Annotated in this window: 18 protein-coding genes, 1 tRNA gene and 2 pseudogenes; 11 read left to right on the forward strand and 10 right to left on the reverse strand. The window is 41.7% G+C overall.

Going from position 1 to position 18,974, the window contains the following annotated elements:
- Nucleotides 1-64 precede the first annotated feature (64 nt).
- The 3 genes and pseudogenes from V7K25_RS13755 to V7K25_RS13765 all read left to right on the forward strand — a co-directional run.
- Entirely contained in the window at nt 65-1,402 is a 1,338-nt protein-coding gene (locus tag V7K25_RS13755; RefSeq protein WP_335158749.1) for a P-loop NTPase fold protein, read from the forward strand.
- A complete protein-coding gene (locus V7K25_RS13760) occupies nt 1,372-6,561 on the forward strand; it encodes an nSTAND1 domain-containing NTPase (RefSeq protein WP_335158751.1) in 5,190 nt (1,729 codons plus the stop codon). The genes V7K25_RS13755 and V7K25_RS13760 overlap by 31 nt, the downstream gene beginning before the upstream one ends.
- Before the next feature lie 219 nt (nt 6,562-6,780).
- Nucleotides 6,781-7,116, forward strand: a pseudogene (locus V7K25_RS13765) (Uma2 family endonuclease); the annotation flags it as partial.
- A 210-nt stretch (nt 7,117-7,326) separates the two neighbouring features.
- Here V7K25_RS13765 and V7K25_RS13770 read toward each other — a convergent pair.
- Entirely contained in the window at nt 7,327-7,653 is a 327-nt protein-coding gene (locus tag V7K25_RS13770) for a helix-turn-helix domain-containing protein (RefSeq protein WP_335158753.1), read from the reverse strand.
- The gene (locus tag V7K25_RS13775) at nt 7,650-8,024 is read right to left on the reverse strand and encodes a type II toxin-antitoxin system RelE/ParE family toxin (RefSeq protein ID WP_335158755.1); all 375 of its coding nucleotides are present in this window, start codon (nt 8,022-8,024) and stop codon (nt 7,650-7,652) included. Before V7K25_RS13775 ends, V7K25_RS13770 begins: the two co-directional genes overlap by 4 nt.
- Nucleotides 8,025-8,077: 53 nt before the next feature.
- On the opposite strand from V7K25_RS13775, the gene V7K25_RS13780 reads away from it, so the two are divergent.
- On the forward strand, nt 8,078-8,257 hold the full coding sequence (locus V7K25_RS13780) for a hypothetical protein (RefSeq protein ID WP_335158757.1): 180 nt from the start codon (nt 8,078-8,080) through the stop codon (nt 8,255-8,257).
- A gap of 52 nt (nt 8,258-8,309) precedes the next feature.
- Here V7K25_RS13780 and V7K25_RS13785 read toward each other — a convergent pair.
- Nucleotides 8,310-8,383 (reverse strand) — tRNA-Arg (locus V7K25_RS13785).
- Between the two features lie 33 nt (nt 8,384-8,416).
- Entirely contained in the window at nt 8,417-9,514 is a 1,098-nt protein-coding gene (locus tag V7K25_RS13790) for a tocopherol cyclase family protein (RefSeq protein WP_335158758.1), read from the reverse strand.
- Nucleotides 9,515-9,549: 35 nt separating this feature from the next.
- Here V7K25_RS13790 and V7K25_RS13795 point away from each other — a divergent pair, with 35 nt between their 5' ends.
- The 3 genes and pseudogenes from V7K25_RS13795 (at nt 9,550) to V7K25_RS13800 (ending at nt 11,531) form a co-directional block, all read left to right on the forward strand.
- Entirely contained in the window at nt 9,550-10,155 is a 606-nt protein-coding gene (locus V7K25_RS13795) for a J domain-containing protein (RefSeq protein WP_335158760.1), read from the forward strand.
- A gap of 240 nt (nt 10,156-10,395) precedes the next feature.
- Nucleotides 10,396-10,494 (forward strand): annotated as a pseudogene (locus V7K25_RS31615) (hypothetical protein); the annotation flags it as partial.
- Between the two features lie 320 nt (nt 10,495-10,814).
- The gene (locus V7K25_RS13800) at nt 10,815-11,531 is read left to right on the forward strand and encodes a hypothetical protein (protein ID WP_335158762.1); all 717 of its coding nucleotides are present in this window, start codon (nt 10,815-10,817) and stop codon (nt 11,529-11,531) included.
- Nucleotides 11,532-12,127: 596 nt separating this feature from the next.
- Here the strand turns inward: V7K25_RS13800 and V7K25_RS13805 are convergent.
- From V7K25_RS13805 to V7K25_RS13820, 4 genes are all read right to left on the reverse strand, one after another.
- Nucleotides 12,128-12,961, reverse strand: a complete 834-nt coding sequence (locus V7K25_RS13805; RefSeq protein WP_335158764.1) for a metallophosphoesterase — start codon at nt 12,959-12,961, stop codon at nt 12,128-12,130.
- A 196-nt stretch (nt 12,962-13,157) separates the two neighbouring features.
- Nucleotides 13,158-13,988 carry a metallophosphoesterase gene (locus V7K25_RS13810; protein WP_335158766.1) on the reverse strand — a complete coding sequence of 277 codons (831 nt, stop codon included), beginning with the start codon at nt 13,986-13,988 and terminating at the stop codon, nt 13,158-13,160.
- A gap of 345 nt (nt 13,989-14,333) precedes the next feature.
- Nucleotides 14,334-14,789, reverse strand: coding sequence for a pentapeptide repeat-containing protein (locus V7K25_RS13815; protein ID WP_335158768.1), 456 nt, complete (start codon nt 14,787-14,789; stop codon nt 14,334-14,336).
- Between the two features lie 273 nt (nt 14,790-15,062).
- The gene (locus V7K25_RS13820; RefSeq protein ID WP_335158770.1) at nt 15,063-15,944 is read right to left on the reverse strand and encodes an alpha/beta fold hydrolase; all 882 of its coding nucleotides are present in this window, start codon (nt 15,942-15,944) and stop codon (nt 15,063-15,065) included.
- A gap of 276 nt (nt 15,945-16,220) precedes the next feature.
- Between V7K25_RS13820 and V7K25_RS13825 the strand changes: the two genes are divergently transcribed.
- The 4 genes from V7K25_RS13825 to V7K25_RS13840 are packed head-to-tail and all read left to right on the forward strand — an operon-like array spanning nt 16,221 to nt 18,555.
- Nucleotides 16,221-17,366: a glycoside hydrolase family 10 protein gene (locus V7K25_RS13825; protein WP_335158772.1), complete on the forward strand. Its 1,146-nt coding sequence runs from the start codon at nt 16,221-16,223 to the stop codon at nt 17,364-17,366.
- 12 nt (nt 17,367-17,378) lie between these two features.
- Nucleotides 17,379-17,810: a DUF2358 domain-containing protein gene (locus V7K25_RS13830; RefSeq protein ID WP_442948086.1), complete on the forward strand. Its 432-nt coding sequence runs from the start codon at nt 17,379-17,381 to the stop codon at nt 17,808-17,810.
- Between the two features lie 60 nt (nt 17,811-17,870).
- Nucleotides 17,871-18,170, forward strand: coding sequence for a type II toxin-antitoxin system HigB family toxin (locus V7K25_RS13835; protein ID WP_229556972.1), 300 nt, complete (start codon nt 17,871-17,873; stop codon nt 18,168-18,170).
- Nucleotides 18,154-18,555, forward strand: coding sequence for a helix-turn-helix domain-containing protein (locus V7K25_RS13840; protein ID WP_335158777.1), 402 nt, complete (start codon nt 18,154-18,156; stop codon nt 18,553-18,555). Before V7K25_RS13835 ends, V7K25_RS13840 begins: the two co-directional genes overlap by 17 nt.
- A 5-nt stretch (nt 18,556-18,560) precedes the next feature.
- Here the strand turns inward: V7K25_RS13840 and V7K25_RS13845 are convergent, their stop codons facing one another.
- Entirely contained in the window at nt 18,561-18,779 is a 219-nt protein-coding gene (locus tag V7K25_RS13845) for a DUF4926 domain-containing protein (RefSeq protein WP_335158779.1), read from the reverse strand.
- A 10-nt stretch (nt 18,780-18,789) separates the two neighbouring features.
- A complete protein-coding gene (locus V7K25_RS13850) occupies nt 18,790-18,921 on the reverse strand; it encodes a DUF6883 domain-containing protein (protein WP_335158781.1) in 132 nt (43 codons plus the stop codon).
- Nucleotides 18,922-18,974 lie beyond the last annotated feature (53 nt).

Consider the following 18,974-nt stretch of genomic DNA (forward strand, 5'->3'; position numbering starts at 1 on the left):
CTAAAACTAATATATTTAATCAGTAGATTTTGTCATCCCTATTCCTGAGTGAATTCGATTAGTTATGCTCCTAGATTTAGAAAGATTTTATCAGGCTTGCAATCCGAGCAGACCTCTAATTATAGGAAATGCCAGCGATCGCAGGTACTATATCGATTTTGCTGCGGTGCGGGGTGGCAAAATTATCGAGGCTTTGCAGCGCACGATCGCTAGAATATCGCCAGATGTCCCAACCTGTCAACTATTTACAGGACATCTCGGTTGTGGAAAATCAACGGAGTTGTTGCGGCTCAAAGCTGAGTTGGAAGTGCAGCAATTTCATGTAGTTTACTTTGAGTCTACCCATGTCTTAGAAATGGCAGATGTGGATGTGACTGATATTTTGTTGGCGATCGCAGGCCAGGTGAGCCAAAGTCTAGAAGCAATGAAAATTAGGCTCAAACCTACCTACTTTACCAAGTTGTTTGGGGAAATTGTAGATTTTTTGCAAACGCCAATTGACCTTGGGGTAGAAGCAGAATTGTCTGTAGGGATTGCCAAAATTACAGCTAAAACTAAAGAAAGTCCCCAATTGCGGCGGCGCTTAAGAGATTATCTCGAACCGCGAACAGCAAATATTTTACAGTCAATTAATCAAGAATTGCTAGAACGTGCCACTAAGGAACTGAAAACCAGGGGTAAAAAAGGACTGGTAGTCATTGTTGATAACTTGGATAGAGTGGCAATTCGACCTTTACCATCGGGGCGATCGCTGCCAGAATACTTATTTATTGAGCGGGGTGAACAGTTACGCAAACTGAATTGTCATGTAGTCTATACTATTCCCTTAGCCCTAACTTTCTCCAACGATAGCGCCGAACTTCAGCATCGTTTAGGGGGAGGAGTTGCACCAAAAATGTTACCGATGATACCTGTACGTTTGCGCTCTGGGGAGATTTTCAGCCAAGGGCTAGGAATGATGCAGCAAATGGTACTAGCTAGAGCTTTTCCAGACATTCTGCCTAGCGATCGGTTATGCTTAATTACAGAGGTGTTTGATAGTCGGGAAACCTTAGATCGATTGTGCTTGATTAGTGGTGGTCATGTACGCGACTTGCTAGGGTTACTGTTTGACTGTCTGCGAGAACAAGATCCACCCTTTGAGCGGGATTGTGTCGAATTGGTGATTCAAAGACAACGGGATTACCGAGCCAACGCCATCGATCCTCATGAGTGGGAATTAATCTTTCAGGTGGTGCAACAGCAGAGAGTCAGAGGTGATATAGAATACCACGCCCTATTGCGAAGTCTATTTGTATTTGAATACCGCGATCATCAAGGAGCTTGGTTTGCCGTCAACCCAGTTTTAGCAGAGACGGACAAATTTAAATCATGGTTGAACGACACCCACAAGCAGATATAAGAGCAGCTAACGAGCATGCTCTACGAAGTTTGGGGAGAGCAATTACCCTTTCTAATGGTCAATTCTCCCTGGTTTTGGTGTGCTGCAATTATCGAGTTTTGCAAGAGCGAATGCTACAACGACTCGAAGAACTCTCTTCAGGAGTACACCGAATTCAAAAGGTTGTTCTGTCGCATAATGCTAGAAGCCTTTATACAAGTATTCATTTACAACTGCTAAACCAAGATAATCCGCCCTCAGCGTTGATGATTTTGGGTTTAGAGTCAGTAGATGGACTTGACGATCTACTGAGTTCTATCAATCATATTCGTGATGAATTTCGCAAGCGCCACCCATTTCCAATGATTGTGTGGATGAATGAGGAAGTATTGCAAAAAGTTGTGCGTTTAGCGCCAGATTTTGCTAGTTGGGCGGCGACACCGATTCGCTTTGAGATGACAACTGAATCATTGCTGCAATTTTTGCAACAAGAAACTGACTCTTTATTTGCGACGGTGTTACCAAGCGATTCTGCACAACACCAACCTCCTCAAGTTGCAAAGAATTATTTCACTGTGGAGCAAGTCTGGGAACATAGCTATGAACTCCACTTTGCCATCAGAGAGTTGCACAATCGTGGTATTACCTTAGAGCCAGAATTACACGCCAGTTTAGAATTTGTTTTTGGTCTAGATGATTATATTAGCGATCGCATTAATCCAGCTTTAAACCATTTTCAGCAAAGCTTGCAAGTTTGGCAGCAGTTGGCGAAGAAAGGGGATGAAGGAGCGGAGGGAGATGAGGGGGAGTTTACTTACCCTGCTCCCTTTACTTCCCCATCTCCTCCATCTCCACCATCTCCACTACTTCTACGACAGGGAGTTTTGCTGTTTTATATTGGACTATGTTATTGCCGTTTAGCAGAGCAAAATCAAACAGAAAATCGCCGTCATTGGTACACAGCTAAATCTTATTTTCAGCAGTGCTTGACTATCTTACAGGTGGCTGGTCGTCCAGATATAGTTGCTGGATTTATTAGTCAACTCGCGGAAGTTTTGCAATATCTGCAAGAGTGGCAAGAATTGCAGACGGTTGCTCAAAAGTCTCTGGAGTTGCATCAAACTTATGGTAGTCAAATCCAATTAGCTTGTGACTACGGTTTTCTGGCGCAAGTGGCTGTACAGCAATCGCGGTGGGTACAGGCGAGTATATTAGCACACGTATCACTGCTGAAATTAGGCGAGGCGCAAAAGCACAATGACCCTTATAACTGCTTATTTCCGTTACTACTGGGGCAAATTTACTATTTAGTTTTAGCGAAAGCACAGCGAAATTTAGGTGAGTTAGAAGTAGCCCGTGAATACTTAGACAAGGCGACAAAAGAACTACCAGCAGCATTAGAAAGCAGTGCCCATCAATACGATGCCCATCGTTATATTCGCTTATTACGGACACTGCGATCGCTTTACTTTGAAGAAGGGCGATATCTGGAAGCCTATTACATTCGCCAGAAACGGCGTTCTGTTGAGCAGCAGTATGGTTTTCGGGCTTTTATCGGTGCGGGACGCTTGCAACCGCAAAGACAGGCGACAAACCCAGCATTGATGACACCTTCTGGGAGTAGCAGCGTTGCTTTAGAAATTGCCGCTTCTGGCCGAGAGCGTGATATTAATAACTTAATTGGCAGAATTAGCCGCGCTGATCGAAAATTAACGGTGATTCACGGTCAATCAGGGGTAGGTAAAAGTTCTATTGTAACTGCGGGATTAGTTCCAGCACTGCAAAATCGAGCTATTGGCGATCAAATAGCTGTACCTGTAGTACTGCAAGTTTACACCGATTGGGCACGAGAATTAGGAAAATCTTTAAGTGAGGCGATGTCTAATGACGCATCCCTTGCCATCTACGCTGATATCATGCCAGAAGCAGCCATTGAACCGGAATTGCCCTACTCTGCTACACCGATTGCCATCCTGAGAATTTTACAACAACTAAAAGAAAATGCTGATCACCATCTGATTACAGTTTTAATTTTTGACCAGTTTGAAGAATTTTTCTTTGGTTATAGCGATCGCAATCAAAAGCAAGAATTTGATAAATTTATTAGCGACTGCCTGAATATACCTTTTGTCAAAGTTATTCTTTCTTTACGAGAAGATTATTTACATCGTTTATTAGACTTTAAACATGTTTCAGCACTGGAAGCGATTAACAACAATATTCTCGACAAGCATATCCGCTACCAGTTAAATAATTTTTCGCCAGAATATGCTAAAGCAATTATTCGAAAATTGACGGAGCGATCGCAGTTTAATTTAGAGCCTGCTTTAATTGATGCTTTAATCGAAGATTTATCCACAGGATTTGGAGAAGTCCGCCCCATTGAATTGCAAGTTGTGGGAGCGCAAATTCAAGATGAGCGAATTACTACACTAGAAGAATATCAGCCATATAGACCGAACAAACTCATCGAGCGATATCTTAAGGAATTAATTAAAGACTGCGGACCAGAAAATGAACGAGCCGCGTTACTCGTCTTATACTTATTAACAGATGAAGGTAACAACCGACCTTTTAAAACTCGTGCTGAATTAGCGGCGCAGCTAGCAGAATTAGAAGATGCTAGTAAATTAGAGTTAGTATTAGAAATTTTAGTTAGCTCCGGTTTAGTGGTACTATTCCCTGATGTACCAGAACGCTATCAACTGATTCATGATTATTTAGTAGACTTGATTCGCTACTTGCAACAACAAGAATCGAGCTTACAGGTACAACTTAACCAGTTACGTTACAAAGTAGAACAGAGTCAAGCTGAGATTGAGCGACTTAAGAGCGAACTTAGCCAAAATGAGCAGCGATCGCAATTGGTAGATCCTTATCCCCAACAGGGTTTGGATTTATTAACAGAATTACGAGAATTACACAAGCGCGAAGAATTAAGTCAGTTAGAAATTGAGCAATTACGAGCTGAACTCAAAGAAAAAGAATTAACAGCTAAACTGGCAGAAAGTCAAAAGAAACAAAGACTCAGTGAAGCTCAATTAAATCGTTCCTTGAAAATTGCACTTACTGCTTCTGTTCTCGCCATATTGGGATTAAGTGTTTCCATAGTCACAGCAGTAGATAGCGAAATTAAAACCCTCAGTGCATCTAGTGAAGCCTTATTTGCATCCCAAAAAGGTATTGATGCTTTAAAAGAAGCTTTAAAAGCAGGGAGAAAATTACAACAAATAATCTGGGTAGATTCCAATACTAAAGAGCAAGTACAGACGGCACTATATCAAGCAGTTTCTGGGTTAAGAGAATATAACCGTTTGGAAGGGCATATATCTGGGGTAAATAGTGTTACATTTAGCCTTGATCGCACCTTAATTGCCTCAGCCAGTGCGGATACTACAATCAAACTTTGGCATCCCGATGGTAGCTTGGTCAAAACATTATCGGGGCATGAAGATGTAGTTAATAGCGTCAGTTTCAGCCCAGATAGTCAAATCGTTGCTTCCGCCAGTCAAGATAAGACGGTGAAACTTTGGAGTCGAGACGGTCAACTGCTTGCTACTCTATTAGGGCATCAGGGTGTGGTGAATAGTGCCAGTTTTAGCCCAGATGGTCAGATTATTGCTTCGGCGAGTAGTGACAAGACGGTAAAACTATGGAGTCGGGATGGTAAACTCCTCAAAACCTTGCAGGGACATAATGGTGCAGTTTTAAGTGTCGCTTGGTCGCCTGATGGACAAACCATTGCTTCCGGGAGTGCTGACAAGACGGTGAAATTGTGGAGTCGGGATGGTAAGCTGCTTAAAACCTTCCAGGGACATGATGATGCAGTCTTAAGTGTAGCTTGGTCGCCCGATGGTAAAACTATCGCTTCTGCTAGTTTAGATCAGACAATCAAACTGTGGAATTTAGAGGGTAAGCTACTGCGAACCTTATCGGGGCATACTGCTGGAGTTACCAGCGTCAGTTTTAGCCGTGATGGGAAAGCGATGCCTACGGCGGGCTACGCCTACGCTTCTGCTAGTACCGATGAGACAATCAAACTTTGGAGTTCTGAAGGTATGTTGCTGGGAACTCTCAAGGGACATAATAATTGGGTGAATAGCGTCAGTTTCAGCCCAGACGGTCGCACCTTGGCTTCTGCAAGCCGTGACAAAACTATTAAACTCTGGCATTTGGACGATGTGTTACTGCGAAAGCCCAAAGCCGATAACAATGACTGGGTAACTAGCATCAGTTTTAGCCCAGACGATCGCACCTTAGCAGCAGCAAGTCGAGACAAAACTATAAAACTTTTCAGTCGAGACGGTAAACTACTCCGTACATTCACGGGGCATAAAGGTGAAGTTTGGGGCGTTAGTTTTAGCCGCGATGGTCAAGTAATTGCTTCGGCTAGTAAAGATAAAACGGTGAAGCTTTGGAGTCGTGACGGTAAACTGCTCAACACCTTACAGGGTCATAATGATACCGTCTTGAGTGTAGCTTGGTCGCCTAATGGTCAAGTAATTGCCTCAGCTAGTAAAGATAAAACAGTAAAGCTTTGGAGTCGAGACGGTAAACTACTTAACACCTTGCACGGACATCAAGATGCGGTGAATTGGGTAAGCTTTAGCCCAGATGGCAAGTTGCTAGCCTCAGCCAGCGATGACAAAACAGTAAAAATCTGGAGTGTAGATGGTAAATTGCTATACAACTTAACTGGTCATAGTCGCCGGGTAAATGGGGTTGCTTGGACACCTGATAGTCAGGCGATCGCTTCAGCTAGTATTGATAACACGGTGAAGATTTGGAGCCGGGACGGTCATTTGCTAAATAATCTTACAGGCGATGGCGATAGTTTCATCAGTGTGAGTTTTAGCCCCGATGGTAAAACTCTGGCAGCTAGCAGTGATGACAAAGTGAGAATTTGGAGCCGAGAAGGGACGTTGCTGATTGCTTTGAAAGGTGATAAGCAAGAGTTAACCAGCGTCAGTTTTAGTAATGACGGCAAGACTCTGGCTGCGGGTAGTGGTAATGGCACAGTGATTTTCCAGAATTTGGCAGATATCGAACTGGAAAAATTACTGACACGGGGTTGCAATTTACTACATGATTATTTGCAGACTAATCAGACGTTAGCGAGTCCGCGAGCGTCTGGCTCCACCAACGCCAGGGGCGATCGCACCTTGTGTTCTAGTAGGTGATGAAGATTTTGTTCCCATTGAGATCGTTAATTTAAATTGCGTGAGGGATTATTTGCGCTATTCTGCCAATGTGAAAGAGGATAAGTAGCATTTGTGCGATGGGTCTTTCATAGGCGATCGCATTACCAAAAGCTCTCTTTTATTTTTCGTGAGAAAATAAATCTGTTAAATTTAGCTAGCATTACGACACTGGGTTCTCCTCTGTTATTCCTTAAGCACTCTAGTTCAGCTGCTGCATATATTCCACCACCCGGAGTCATTGAAGTCGTTAGCAACAACTGGAAGGACGACTATCTGACAAAACTTGCTGAATATGTTCGCGTAGCGTCTCGTAGAGAGGACTTGGGCGTGTTTGAATACATCATTGTAGACTATGCTGCTTTTGGTGGCATTCGGTTCATTGGTTCTCCCAAGCAGCCAACCATTACAATCTACCAACTTGAAGATGGAGAGTATTTCCCCCCAAAGGTGTTTCGAGGACAGGATCGAATTGATTCTAGATTGTTTCCGAACATTCCCTTAACGGCTGAACAGATTTTTGCAATGAGTCGCTGATTAGCAACGAAGAAATTTATTCTAGTCGTCTTCTTGCCGCTAGTTTGATGCGCGATCGCTCTTATCATTGGAGGAGCGATCGCTAGCCTAACTCAATAGACTTTTTGCATGAGTAAAGTCTCTATATTTGAAATAGAGTTACCTGCAAGCTGCTTTTTAATAAATCTTGGTTTGCTCTAAACTCATATCCAACATGGCTTTCATCCTGTCCTATAGCGATATAACAGTTTCAGCAGATTGGCCCGACGCATGACGAGGACGAAGATGTAGGGTGATTTCCGTATCGAGCCGCTTGAGGAAAATGAGGAGTTTGCCCTCGCCAAAGCGTTGAAACTCTCCTTTCATCAAATGAGATACTTCTGGCTGGGGAATCCCAAGCAGTTTGCTGATTTCGCGCTGTTTTAGGTTGCGTTGAGAAAGGAGGCGCAGTACCTGAATCCCTATCTTTCCTCGCATAAAAAGTTCCGAAGCATCCTCTAAACCGAGATCAGCGAATACGTTGCCACTGCTTTCTTCAAAAACTGGTTCCTGTGTCATTGTTGTTTCTCCCTTACCACTGCATCCTTATAGCGTTGTTTAATCAGGTCAACATCAGCCTGTGGGGTTTTAATCCCCTGCTTTGATTTCTTCTGAAAAGCGTGCAGAACATAGATTTTCTCTCCAATCTTTACCGCATAGACTGCCCTGTAAGTATCGATATCGTAGCGTTTGACGATTTCATACACCCCGCTTCCAACTCCTTTAAAAGGTTTGGCATCCATTGGTGTTTCCCCTGCTTGCACCAATTGCAGCGCATAGCCTACTGATGCACGCACATCTTCAGGAAATGAGCGGATATTTTTGAGAGAGTCTCCCATCCAAACCAGAGGTCGTAAAGGAATTTCTATAATATCCTCGTCATCGTCCATTTTATATGAAATTTCCTATAAAATAAGTTAGACAATAACATGAAAAGTCCCGCGTGCGAACGGCGTATCGCGTTATATATATTAATCATCGCTCCAGGAATGGCACAGAACGCTTGATCCCAATTTTAGCGATGGGTCGTCGTCCCCTAATTGGCACAGCACTCTTGCAAGATTATCATCTCAGCATCGATTTTTGTGAGGGAGGGACAGTGCTGGTGGATGATATCATGTAAAAAAATCCCTATGACCTGCTATTAGTCAAGGTCATAGGGATTTCTTTGCTTACGGGACTGGTGCGGCTCGAACGCACGACCTGACGCTTAGGAGGCGTCCGCTCTATCCAACTGAGCTACAACCCCAACTATGAAGCATATGTAATTATAGCAGTACTTTTACCGAGACTGCCAACAATCATCCCAAGAGCCGCCGCCTACTTCTAAACCACAAAGAAAACTTTCTGCTTTCAAGATTACTTTAGATTTTTTCCCACTTACTTCTCGTAACTCTAAATTTAACTTTCCTTGCATGGTGTCTCGGCAACAGTATTTTAAACCATCCTCTGTGGGCGCACGCAGAGGTGTACCAGCTAAATTCGTGGTTCCTGTCAATTCAATTTCATAATTAGAGTTAGTAGCTTTCATTTGCCATCTACCCCAAGGCTGAATTTCCCAATCTACTTGTGAATTCCAGGGAACAAATTCATAAAACTTGCCTTGATAGTGCAACCCAATCATCGCTACAGATTCCATCCACCACAGCACCCCGCGCCGTCCACCGCCAGCAGTTAATGCTAAGTCGGGTTCGCCCTCAAAGCAATTACAATTTATCCAAAACCATTTTTGCGGAAAAGCACCACCCCAATTTTTCTCGCCGTAGGCTGGGGCGTTGGTGAATTCGTAAATTTTACCATTCCAGTCAATTTTTCCACTGGCTAAACCGTGAGCCATCAAAATTTGCCATCCAGGTTCAAAAATCTGCAAGAATGACACCCAACCTGCGGTTGATTGCTGAATGCTATTTTGATTACCCCAACCGTATACTGGTTGAATTTCATACTGCCAACGGCAATAATTATTGGTTGCAGGTTCGCGAATTATTCCCTGATTCAAGGTGGCTGTAGCTTGATAACCCTCTTGAACATGATGCTCAAACTCTGCTGGGAGCAAGTATAGAGGAGAAATTTGCAAATCTGTTTTACCCCAATGACCTAAACCCAAAACATCTCGACTACCCCAAAATTTATTCACATCAGGAAAAGTACGGCATAAATACTCATCATCGGGGCCGAGAATTTGGGCTGCACCGCCACTGTGGGGTTTACCGCCAATGGGATCTTCGATGGAGTACATAAAGGCGAATGTTTGCCCAATTTCCGGTAAAGTGATGCGGTAATACCAGCCTTCAAAGAAGCGGCGACTACTACCATCCCAGTGATAACCAGAATGGGGCGTTTGAGTTGATTGGAGGAGATTTAGGGGAATAGTTAACATATATCTATATAGTTATAGTTGCCGATTTTTTCAGTATGCGCGATGACCTCGATCATGCTTATGAAATTCTTGGGTTGGAACCGGGTGCATCACAAGCACAAGTAAAGCGAGCTTACCGTCAACTGGTGAAAATTTGGCATCCCGATCGCTTTCTTGAGCAAAAGCAAAAACAGGAAGCTGAGGAAAAAATCAAATCAATCAACTCAGCTTACAACAAGCTCAAATCTGAAAGTCCATCTGAGCCTCCTATTCCTGAAAATCCATCTTCATCTTCGCCTAAAAATCCCACAAAAATATCTGTGAATCGTTGGGATGCTGAAACTTTCTATAGTTTAGGGGTAGAAAATGCTACACAAGGAAGGTATGAGGATGCGATCGCAGATTTTACCCATGCAATTCGTCTCAATCCTCACTATATTGAGGCGTATAAATATCGTGGGCTAGTTTGCTCTCAACTGGGATACGAATATAGAGCCGCTTCCGATTTAAATAAAGCTGCACAAATAGAAGAAGAGTTAAGGAATCCGGGTGCTGCACGGAGAGTGCGATCGCCTAGATATGTATCCAAACCTAGACCTTTGCTAGAAAGATTTTGTCAGAGGATTAAAAAGATATTGCGGCTAAATCGGCGTTGGAGATGAGAAGTTGCATAGAATACATATCATTCCTAGGGGCATAGCATTGCTCATACGTGTCAACTTATAAAAGCCATGTCCCGCAAGGAACTTCAGTTCCTTGCTAATAGCGTAAGTCCTGTGAAAATGACTAAAATATAGCCAAAAATCTTTAGTCTACTTGAGTAGACTTTAGCTAAAAGCCAAAGAACTTTAGTTCAAGGCGGGTGAGGAAGTTAATATTCAGCAGATGAAGATGTAGTTTATTGTCTTGCCTTTAGCCCAGATGGTAAGACGCTGACTAGTGGCAGTGGGGATAAAACTATTACCCTATTCTCCGCTAGCAAGGCTGTCATTTTTTTATAAATGATCTATAAGCATAATCTATCCAAGTCGATTAAAAATTTAGAAAACTGAAGCAAATTACTAGATTTTTCCTAAATGCATCACCTAACAGTTTAATAACATCTATCTTTAGGAGAATCTTTCTTTCGATTAAGTCTTAACTCCCTAGAGATAGAGCCACTTGTCTAATCTCAGAGGTTATCCTGATAATTACCAACAGTTGAGTAGCAAATAAAACTCAATATTTTATCAGCAACATAAATTTTTAAGCCCATTAAAACCTCTTGTTCTTACAAAACTTTAGTTTGTCAAAATCATATTGAGGAGTGAAATCAACAGCTATGTCTATTCCCAATGAACGCGAAAGCAAAAACAGTGAAATCAAGCAAGAATCTTACACAGATATTAATGGTAATATTCACACTGACTTGACGCGAACCACTGAAACAGTCAAGAACAGCGCAGCTAATCCTAACTCTTACACTAACGGTTACGTACAAGGTCGAAATACTGAGCGTAACTACCAGCAAGCTGATTTAGCCGAGCGTGATAATAACAATGCTAGTCGTGGTTTGCTGTTGGGTATTATCGTTACTTTCATACTTGGTTTGATTGTAGGTGGAGTTTGGTACTTCAACCAGCAGAATAACGCAGCCGTTAATAATACTGTGCCGGTCGCGGTTCCTGTACCAAGTAGTAGTCCAACTCCTAGTGCTTCTCCTCAAACAAAAACAACGATAATCGAAAGAACTAGGGAAGTACCTGTTCCTGTTGCTGTTCCTGTTCCACAACAGCAGGTTACACCTCCATCTGTACCTCGCCAACCGGATATTAACATTACTATTCCACCCCAGCAGCCTGCCGCAGAAAAAGCGCCTTCTGCAATCCAGCCAACCCCTAAAGTGACACAAAGTCCAACTACTAATACTGTTGCGCCAGGTACGAAAAGTGATACCTCTAAAACCACTCCACCTCAAGGAGTAGACCAGTCAAACAGTACATCTAATAGCGGTTCTTCTACCGCAAATGATAGTACTACAGGCGGTTCTGCTCAATAATGACTTCTGAATCAGCCCACTTGATAATGCTGGCATTAACGCCAACATCTAACAAGTGGGAATATTTTTAAGAAAGATTTCTGAATTGTTGCGAAAAGTAAATGGTACTTAAGTTTAGTAAAGGTGTCTTGTAGCTAAACAAACATGATGCTAGATTAAGAGCAAGGTACAAACAGGTTAAGAGTTAAACAAAAACTTTCCAGTTAGAGCCTGTACCTCCTGCTCTAATGTTCTTGCGATCGCTATGCATGATTGTGGCATCCATTGAATGTATTTTCGCCTTAAGTTCAATGAGTTGTTTTGGAGGTATTAAAACGCACAGCCAGAAAATGCCTGCCTAGTTGGAATGTAAAGATGTGCAATTCTGAGTAGAGCGATGTCTACGACGGGCTACGCCTACGCGAATGCTGTCCACCTTAGTTTGAGTTAGTTACTTCTGAATTCTTCAATCTTCAAGAAACCGCCCCAAGCTGCTGATATTTATCCACCGTAGCTTCAGGCGGTTTCTGCTTTGAGTATTATGCATTTATTGTCCTTTGTCCCTTGTCATTTATCTCTCTTCTTAGGAGATGGTTATTTAGACCAATGACTAATGACTAATGACTAACTAACGTAATTACAGTCACTTCTGGCGGACAAAATAAACGTCCTGGTTTATAAGTTCCTAAACCACGATTGACATATAGTTGATTTTCTTCGACCTTGTGGAACCCTTGCGCCCACTCCCAATATCGCACGACTTTAGAACAGTCTCCCAAGAAAAATGTTACCCAACGCCGTAATTTTTTGGGAATTCGTTTGAGTAGCTTTTTATAATAAAATACTACAGGGCCAATGCCTGGAATTACAATGTGACCGCCGTGGGTATGACCAGATAGTTGCAAATCTACGCGCCATTGTTGCAATATCTTAGCTGTATCTGGGTTATGAGATAAAACAATGCGCGGTGTAACCGAGTCTAATTGATTCATGACTGGTGCAGGGTAAAATTCCCGTGACCAATAATCAGCTAATCCTACTAATGGTAATTCTTTTCCTAGTGGATAGGCGATTTCATTCCAAAGCACATGCACCCCAATGCTAGTTAAGGCCTGTGTAACTTCTGCTTTTGAGTGGCTGTAATAGATATCGTGATTACCAAGTACGGCATAGATACCACAGCGACTTTGCAAATGTTTGAGTCGAAGCGCCAATTGGTGAATTGGCGTTGGATCGTCAGTTACGTAGTCACCAGTTAATAGAATTAAATCTGGTTCAGCTTCATTAGTAAGTGCGATCGCTTTTTCTAACATGTCTTCCGACAAGCGCAAACCATCGTAGTGAAAATCTGACAACTGCACTAGGGTTGTACCTTGTAAAGATGCTGGAAGTTCCGCAATCTTAACCGTGATTTTATCTACTCTTAAATGTCCCGTAAACAACCAATGCATAAGGCAACCGATACTCCTCATACCAGCGCTTACAGCTTACCAAAATTAAAATGTAACTTGATAAACTGCAATAATTTATGTCATCTACTCCAGATACAATTAACTAATTGATTGAAATTCTGAAACTAAACTACAGGTACTCATTAGCCAGAATACGTGCTGTAATTCTGTTCTTGAATTTTTAAATTTGGATTACTTATTCACCCTCTAGGGTGATTATAGTAACTTCTGGGCGGCAAAATAAGCGTCCTGGGAGGTAAGTTCCCAAACCACGATTGACGTATAGCTGATTTTTTCCCAAATGGTGCAAACCCTGTGCCCATTCCCAATGCCTGACGACAGAAACATTTTCTTGTAAAAATGGAAATCGACGCTGCACTTTTTTGGGTATTTTTTCTGCAAGCTTGTCGTAAAAAAACATTGCAGGGCCAATTCCAGGAATCACAACTTGACCACCGTGAGTATGACCAGATAATTGTAAGTCAACTCGCCATTCTTGCAGTATCTCGGCAGTATCTGGGTTGTGGGATAAAACGATGCGGGGTGTATCGGGGTTTAGTTGATTCATGACTGGTACAGGATTAAATTCCTGTGACCAATAATCAGCTAGCCCTACCAATGGCAATTCTTTTCCTAGTGGATAGGCAATTTCATTCCAAAGGACGTGGATTCCAATGCTAGTAAGGGCATTGGTAACTTCTGTTTTTGCGTGTTTGTAATGTATATCGTGATTGCCAAGAATAGCATAGATACCACTGCGACTTTGCAGATGTTTGAGTCGAAGTATCAGTTGGTGAATCGGCGCGGGATCGTCAGTTACGTAGTCACCAGTTAATAAAATTAAATCTGGTTTAGCTTCGTTAGTAAATGCGATCGCTTTTTCTAACATCTGTTCCGACAGCCGCAAACCATCGTAGTGAAAATCTGACAACTGCACCAGCTTTTTACCTTGTAACGATGCAGGCAACCCTGTAATGTTAACCGTCAATTTCTCTATACTCAACGGCCCAGATAACAACCAATGCATAAGACGTTCACTAAAGCTCAATCATAGCGCTAACAGCTTAACGAAACATCCTCGATTTGTGTGTAGTAACCAGTGCAACTTATCGAAAATTTCATCAAAACTAATCAAAAGCCTGAAAGCTAGACATAGCAAAACTTTTCAGCCTAAATTGCCCTTTTTTACACAAATATTCGATTCAGGCCCAATAAGAAACCCCCTCTGCTTTCGTCATAGTAAAGTCATTACAAGGCAGAGGGGTTTCATTTTTTATTTTTATATAGTGTATAGGCAGATTTTAAAGATAATGCTGGCAAAAACCAGTTTTTCTGATGTTGTCTTTATTTTAACCTGCCTATTCAGTTCAGCCTATTTCCAATCGGGAATCTCAGCATCTTCTCCACCAATCCCGATTCCAGTGTTAAATATTTCGGCATCAGTGAGGTTGAGATCATTCATTGATGCTTTATACACATTAGAATCGTGAATCGTAGCGCGAGTAAAATTCACTCCGTTGAGATTGGTTTGCTTTAAATTCACATTACTTACATAAGCTGATGTTAGGTTAGCACCTGCTAAGTTTGCACCAGTTAAGTCAGCACCTTCGAGGTTAGCGCCTACAAGGTTGGCTCCTTGAAGCTTTGAGCCTCTCAAGTCAGCACCAATTAAATGAGCGCCACTGAGGTTAGCTCCTGCTAGATTACACTTAATGCATTCCCCAGTTGAAAGCAGCTTTTGTAAGTCCTGCGGATTCTCGGCTCTAACCGAGCTAGCGAAAAATAGGGGAGTTGCTAAGGCCATGGCCGCTAATAGCTGGAGTTTCATAATTTTCCCCCTTAAATAATCAAGTTGCGTCCGTTCTGTCCCTCACAACTCTATTATCTCATTAAACTTCTTGAGGTCAATCTATCTCTTGACAACTTAGTTGTGATATGAAACAGCAATAACGGTAATCTAACAAATGCCATTAATTCTGATTTTTGGCGGTTTTTAGTTGACAATCCCTAAAAAACTGCCAATGTTAAATCACTGTTAAATCTTTTTAAGAGCTTGCACTACTCGCCATAAGTTGGCTAGTTTGATAAGTATTTATACTTTTTAGTAAATACTATTAGTTTTAGTCCTCAGAAATTCTCGCATGTACTGATTAACCAATTCAGGTTGTTCTTGCTGTACCCAATGACCACAATTGGGTATGTACTTGATTTGAAAATCACTGACATAGGCTGCGGTGTCGTAGCTTAGTTCCTTACCGAGTGCAGTGTCATTTTCTCCCCAAATCATTAGTGTTGGCATTTCCAGAACACCCCAGCTTGGATTTAGCATTCTCTGTTGAAAAATATTGCGGTAGTAGTTCAACATTGCTGTGAGGGCACCGCGTTTTGCAGCAGCATTTTTATAAGCGTCTATATCCGCTTGTGTAAAAGCATTCTTGTTAACTGCTGTATTTTTAAAAGCTGTTTCAATTACTTGGTAGTCTGAAGATTGTAAAAGTAATTCTGGTATCCAGGGTAGTTGAAAGAGAAATATATAGTTGCTACGTAGCAACTGTTGAGGAGTGCGTAACCCTTGAGCAAATTTGGCAGGATGAGGCAGGTTAAGAATAATTAATTGTTCTAACATTTCGGGGTGAGTGTATGCAAAATTCCAAGCGATCGCACCTCCCCAATCATGGCCAACTAATACACATTTTTGGTATCCTAATCCTTTAATTACTCCCTCAATATCTTTGATAAACTCATCCATTACATAAGCTGATTGCTCATTTGGTTTATCACTATCGTTGTAGCCACGCAAGTCAAGGGCGACGACTTTAAAATCTTGGGCAAATTCTGGTATTTGATGCCGCCAAGAGTACCAAAACTCAGGAAACCCATGCAACATCAACATTAAGGGGCCTTCACCTTGGGTAACATAGTGGAGTTTTACCCCATTGGTAGTTAGATATTCGTGTTTCCAAGTCAGTTCTGTTACAGTCATCTGTTGTATTTTTTGTTGGTGGTATTCATTATGTGTAATATTTTGGGCTAAAACATCTGCTGGGAGATATAGCAGTCCTATTTGATTCGTGAAAAATATAAATTTGAAAACGTAGACGCATTAGCGAAGCGGTAGCGACAAAGGAACGTCAGCGGCTTGCCGCAGGCTACCGTAAAGTATTGGCTTTGGGCGCAAAGGGAAAAAAGAGATATATAATTTTCACAAATGATTTAGAACTGCTATATCAAGTGGATAAAATAATTATTTGATACATAAATGGGTGCGAGAGAAATACGTGGTATTTGGCTAACCACTACTGATAGTAAAGTTCTCAGGTCAAAGGAACGCATTGCCGAGGCGATGGATTTCCTGGCCGAGACGGGATTTAATGTGGTGTTTCCCGTTGTTTGGAATAAGGCAGTAACTTTATATCCTAGTCAAACAATGCAGCAGACATTTGGAGTCGAAATTGACCCTATGTCTATAGGCCGTGACCCTTTAGAAGAGGTGATAGTTGAGGCGCGGCGAGTTGGGTTAAAAGTTATTCCTTGGTTTGAATATGGCTTTGCCAGTTCCTACAATTTGAATGGTGGTGTACTCTTACAGAAAAAACCAGAATGGGCTGCGCGTGATTGTAACGGCAATTTACTGAAGAAAAACGGCTTTGAGTGGTTGAATGCACTCAACCCACAGGTACAGGAATTCTTCTTGAACTTGGTGCTGGAAGTTGTAAAGAATTATGATGTGGATGGGGTTCAAGGAGACGATCGCTTCCCAGCATTACCCTGTGAAGGTGGCTATGATGAGATAACTGTCACCCGTTATCGCCAGGAATTCCATCGCAATCCGCCACAAAACCCCAAGGATAGACAATGGTTAGAGTGGCGTGCAGATATTCTTACTGAGTTTTTGGCAAATCTCTACAGGGAGGTGAAAGCGGTGAATCCTAATTTATTAGTAGCGATCGCACCTAATATCCATGATTGGGCATTCCAGGAATATCTGCAAGATTCACCCGCATGGCTGAAGCGGGGAACCGTTGATATGATTCAGCCGCAGATTTATCGCCGTGACTTTAGGAGTTATCAGGCGATCGCTGATAAACTAGTAAACCAGCAGTTCACAAATGGGACGTTACCCAAGTTAGCACCGGGAATACTGATGAAGCTTGGTAGTTATTGTATTAGTCCAGAATATTTGGTGCAGGCAATTGAATACAATCGCCAACTTGGCATTCAAGGAGAGGTATTCTTTTTTTACGAAGGTTTGCGCGAAAAGAACAATACCCTAGCTAAAGTTTTGCGAAATGGGCCTTATGCTAAGTCTGCATCATTTCCTACTCTGTCAGATTTGAGTGCGGGTGGTGTGATTAACAAGAGGACATCTTCTATTTGGCAAAGGTTGTTAAAAAAGATTTTTTAAGGAAAAATGCGCGTGGAATCTCAATTATCGGTGGAACGAGTGATTAAAACTCTAAAAGAGGATTTACCAACACTTTTTGAAAAAGATATTTCATATCACATTTATACAGATGATATCTACTTTAAAGACCCGGTAAATACATTCAAATACAAATTTAACTATCGCATTATATTTTGGACATTGCGATTTCACGCTCGGCTATTTTTTACCCAAATTTACTTTGATGTGCATGAGGTTTATCAGTCAGCCGAAGACACTATTTTAGCAAAGTGGACGGTGCGGGGAGTGTTGCGCGTTCCCTGGAAAGCAGGTTTACTTTTTAATGGCTATTCAACGTATAAACTCAACCCAGATAATTTAATATACGAGCATATTGACACTTGGGATAGAAAGCCAGGGGGGATTTTAAAACAGTTTTGGCAAAGGGGAGAAACAGCTAATTAGATACATAGTGAGTTAAAAATTTATCCATAACAAGCAGACAAACGCCGAAATAACAAATTAATGCATGTCATCAGTCGGAAAAAGCTACGACAATTCTGCCAAAAACACGCTGATTGCTGTGAAGCACTTGATGACTGGTACATAACAGCTAGTAAAGCAGACTGGGGTAATTTGCTAGAAGTTCAAACTATTTATCCTCAAGCCGAAGCAGTAAGCAAGTTTATAGTTTTCAACATTAAAGGTAATAAATACCGCTTAATTGCTAGTATTAACTATGAAAAGCAGGTCATCTATATAAAATATGTCTTAACTCATGCCGAATATGACAAAGACTCCTGGAAAAATGACCCTTACTTTTAATTCAGAAATTTACAGCGAATTGCTGTCTCAACATCAACCTCGGATTATCAAGACAGAAGAGGAAAACGAGAAGTTTTTAGAGACTGTTGAAGAACTGCTTTCTCGTTCTCATCTGACTCCTGAAGAAGATGCTTTGCTGGAATTATTGGTAAAACTGATTGAGGATTTTGAAGATAAGCACTATCAGCTTAATTCTTCAACACCTCGCTCAAGACTTTTGCATTTGATGGAAGCTAGAGGTTTGGAACAAGATGATTTGGTAGAAATTCTTGGTTCGAGCGAGATTGTTACTAAAATCATGAATAGCAAACTAGAAATCACGAAAGAACAAGCTGAGGCTTTGGGAAAATTTTTTCACGTTGAGCCAAGCTTTTTTATTTGTTAATTTTGTTAAACCAATAAAGTTTTTCCACCAATTGGCTGATGATATAAAGTCATTAGCTGGGTAGCATTTAAAGTTTCTATGGCATAAGCTTTTCCTGTTAAGTCGCTGAATTCTACTTCAAAAACTCCAGGTTCATATTCTTCTACAATCGTTCCTACTTGACCGCGATGCAATCCCACTTCTAGTAAGTCTTCGGTTAGGGCAACCACATCTAATAATTTCATAGGTATTACCTCATTGCTTAGATTCTAGTGCAGATTTAAATACACGGGCTTTGTGTTTTCCCTCTGGATGTTCTGGGTTGAGACAGTAACCCGCGATTTTATCTATTTCAGCGATAGCGTACTCACGGTTAGGAAGTTTCATAATACGTTTGCGACACAACCTTCTCCGCTTTTTTCACCTGCATATGACCTGTA

The organism is Nostoc sp., from assembly GCF_036919495.1.
Classification (GTDB): Bacteria; Cyanobacteriota; Cyanobacteriia; order Cyanobacteriales; family Nostocaceae; genus Nostoc.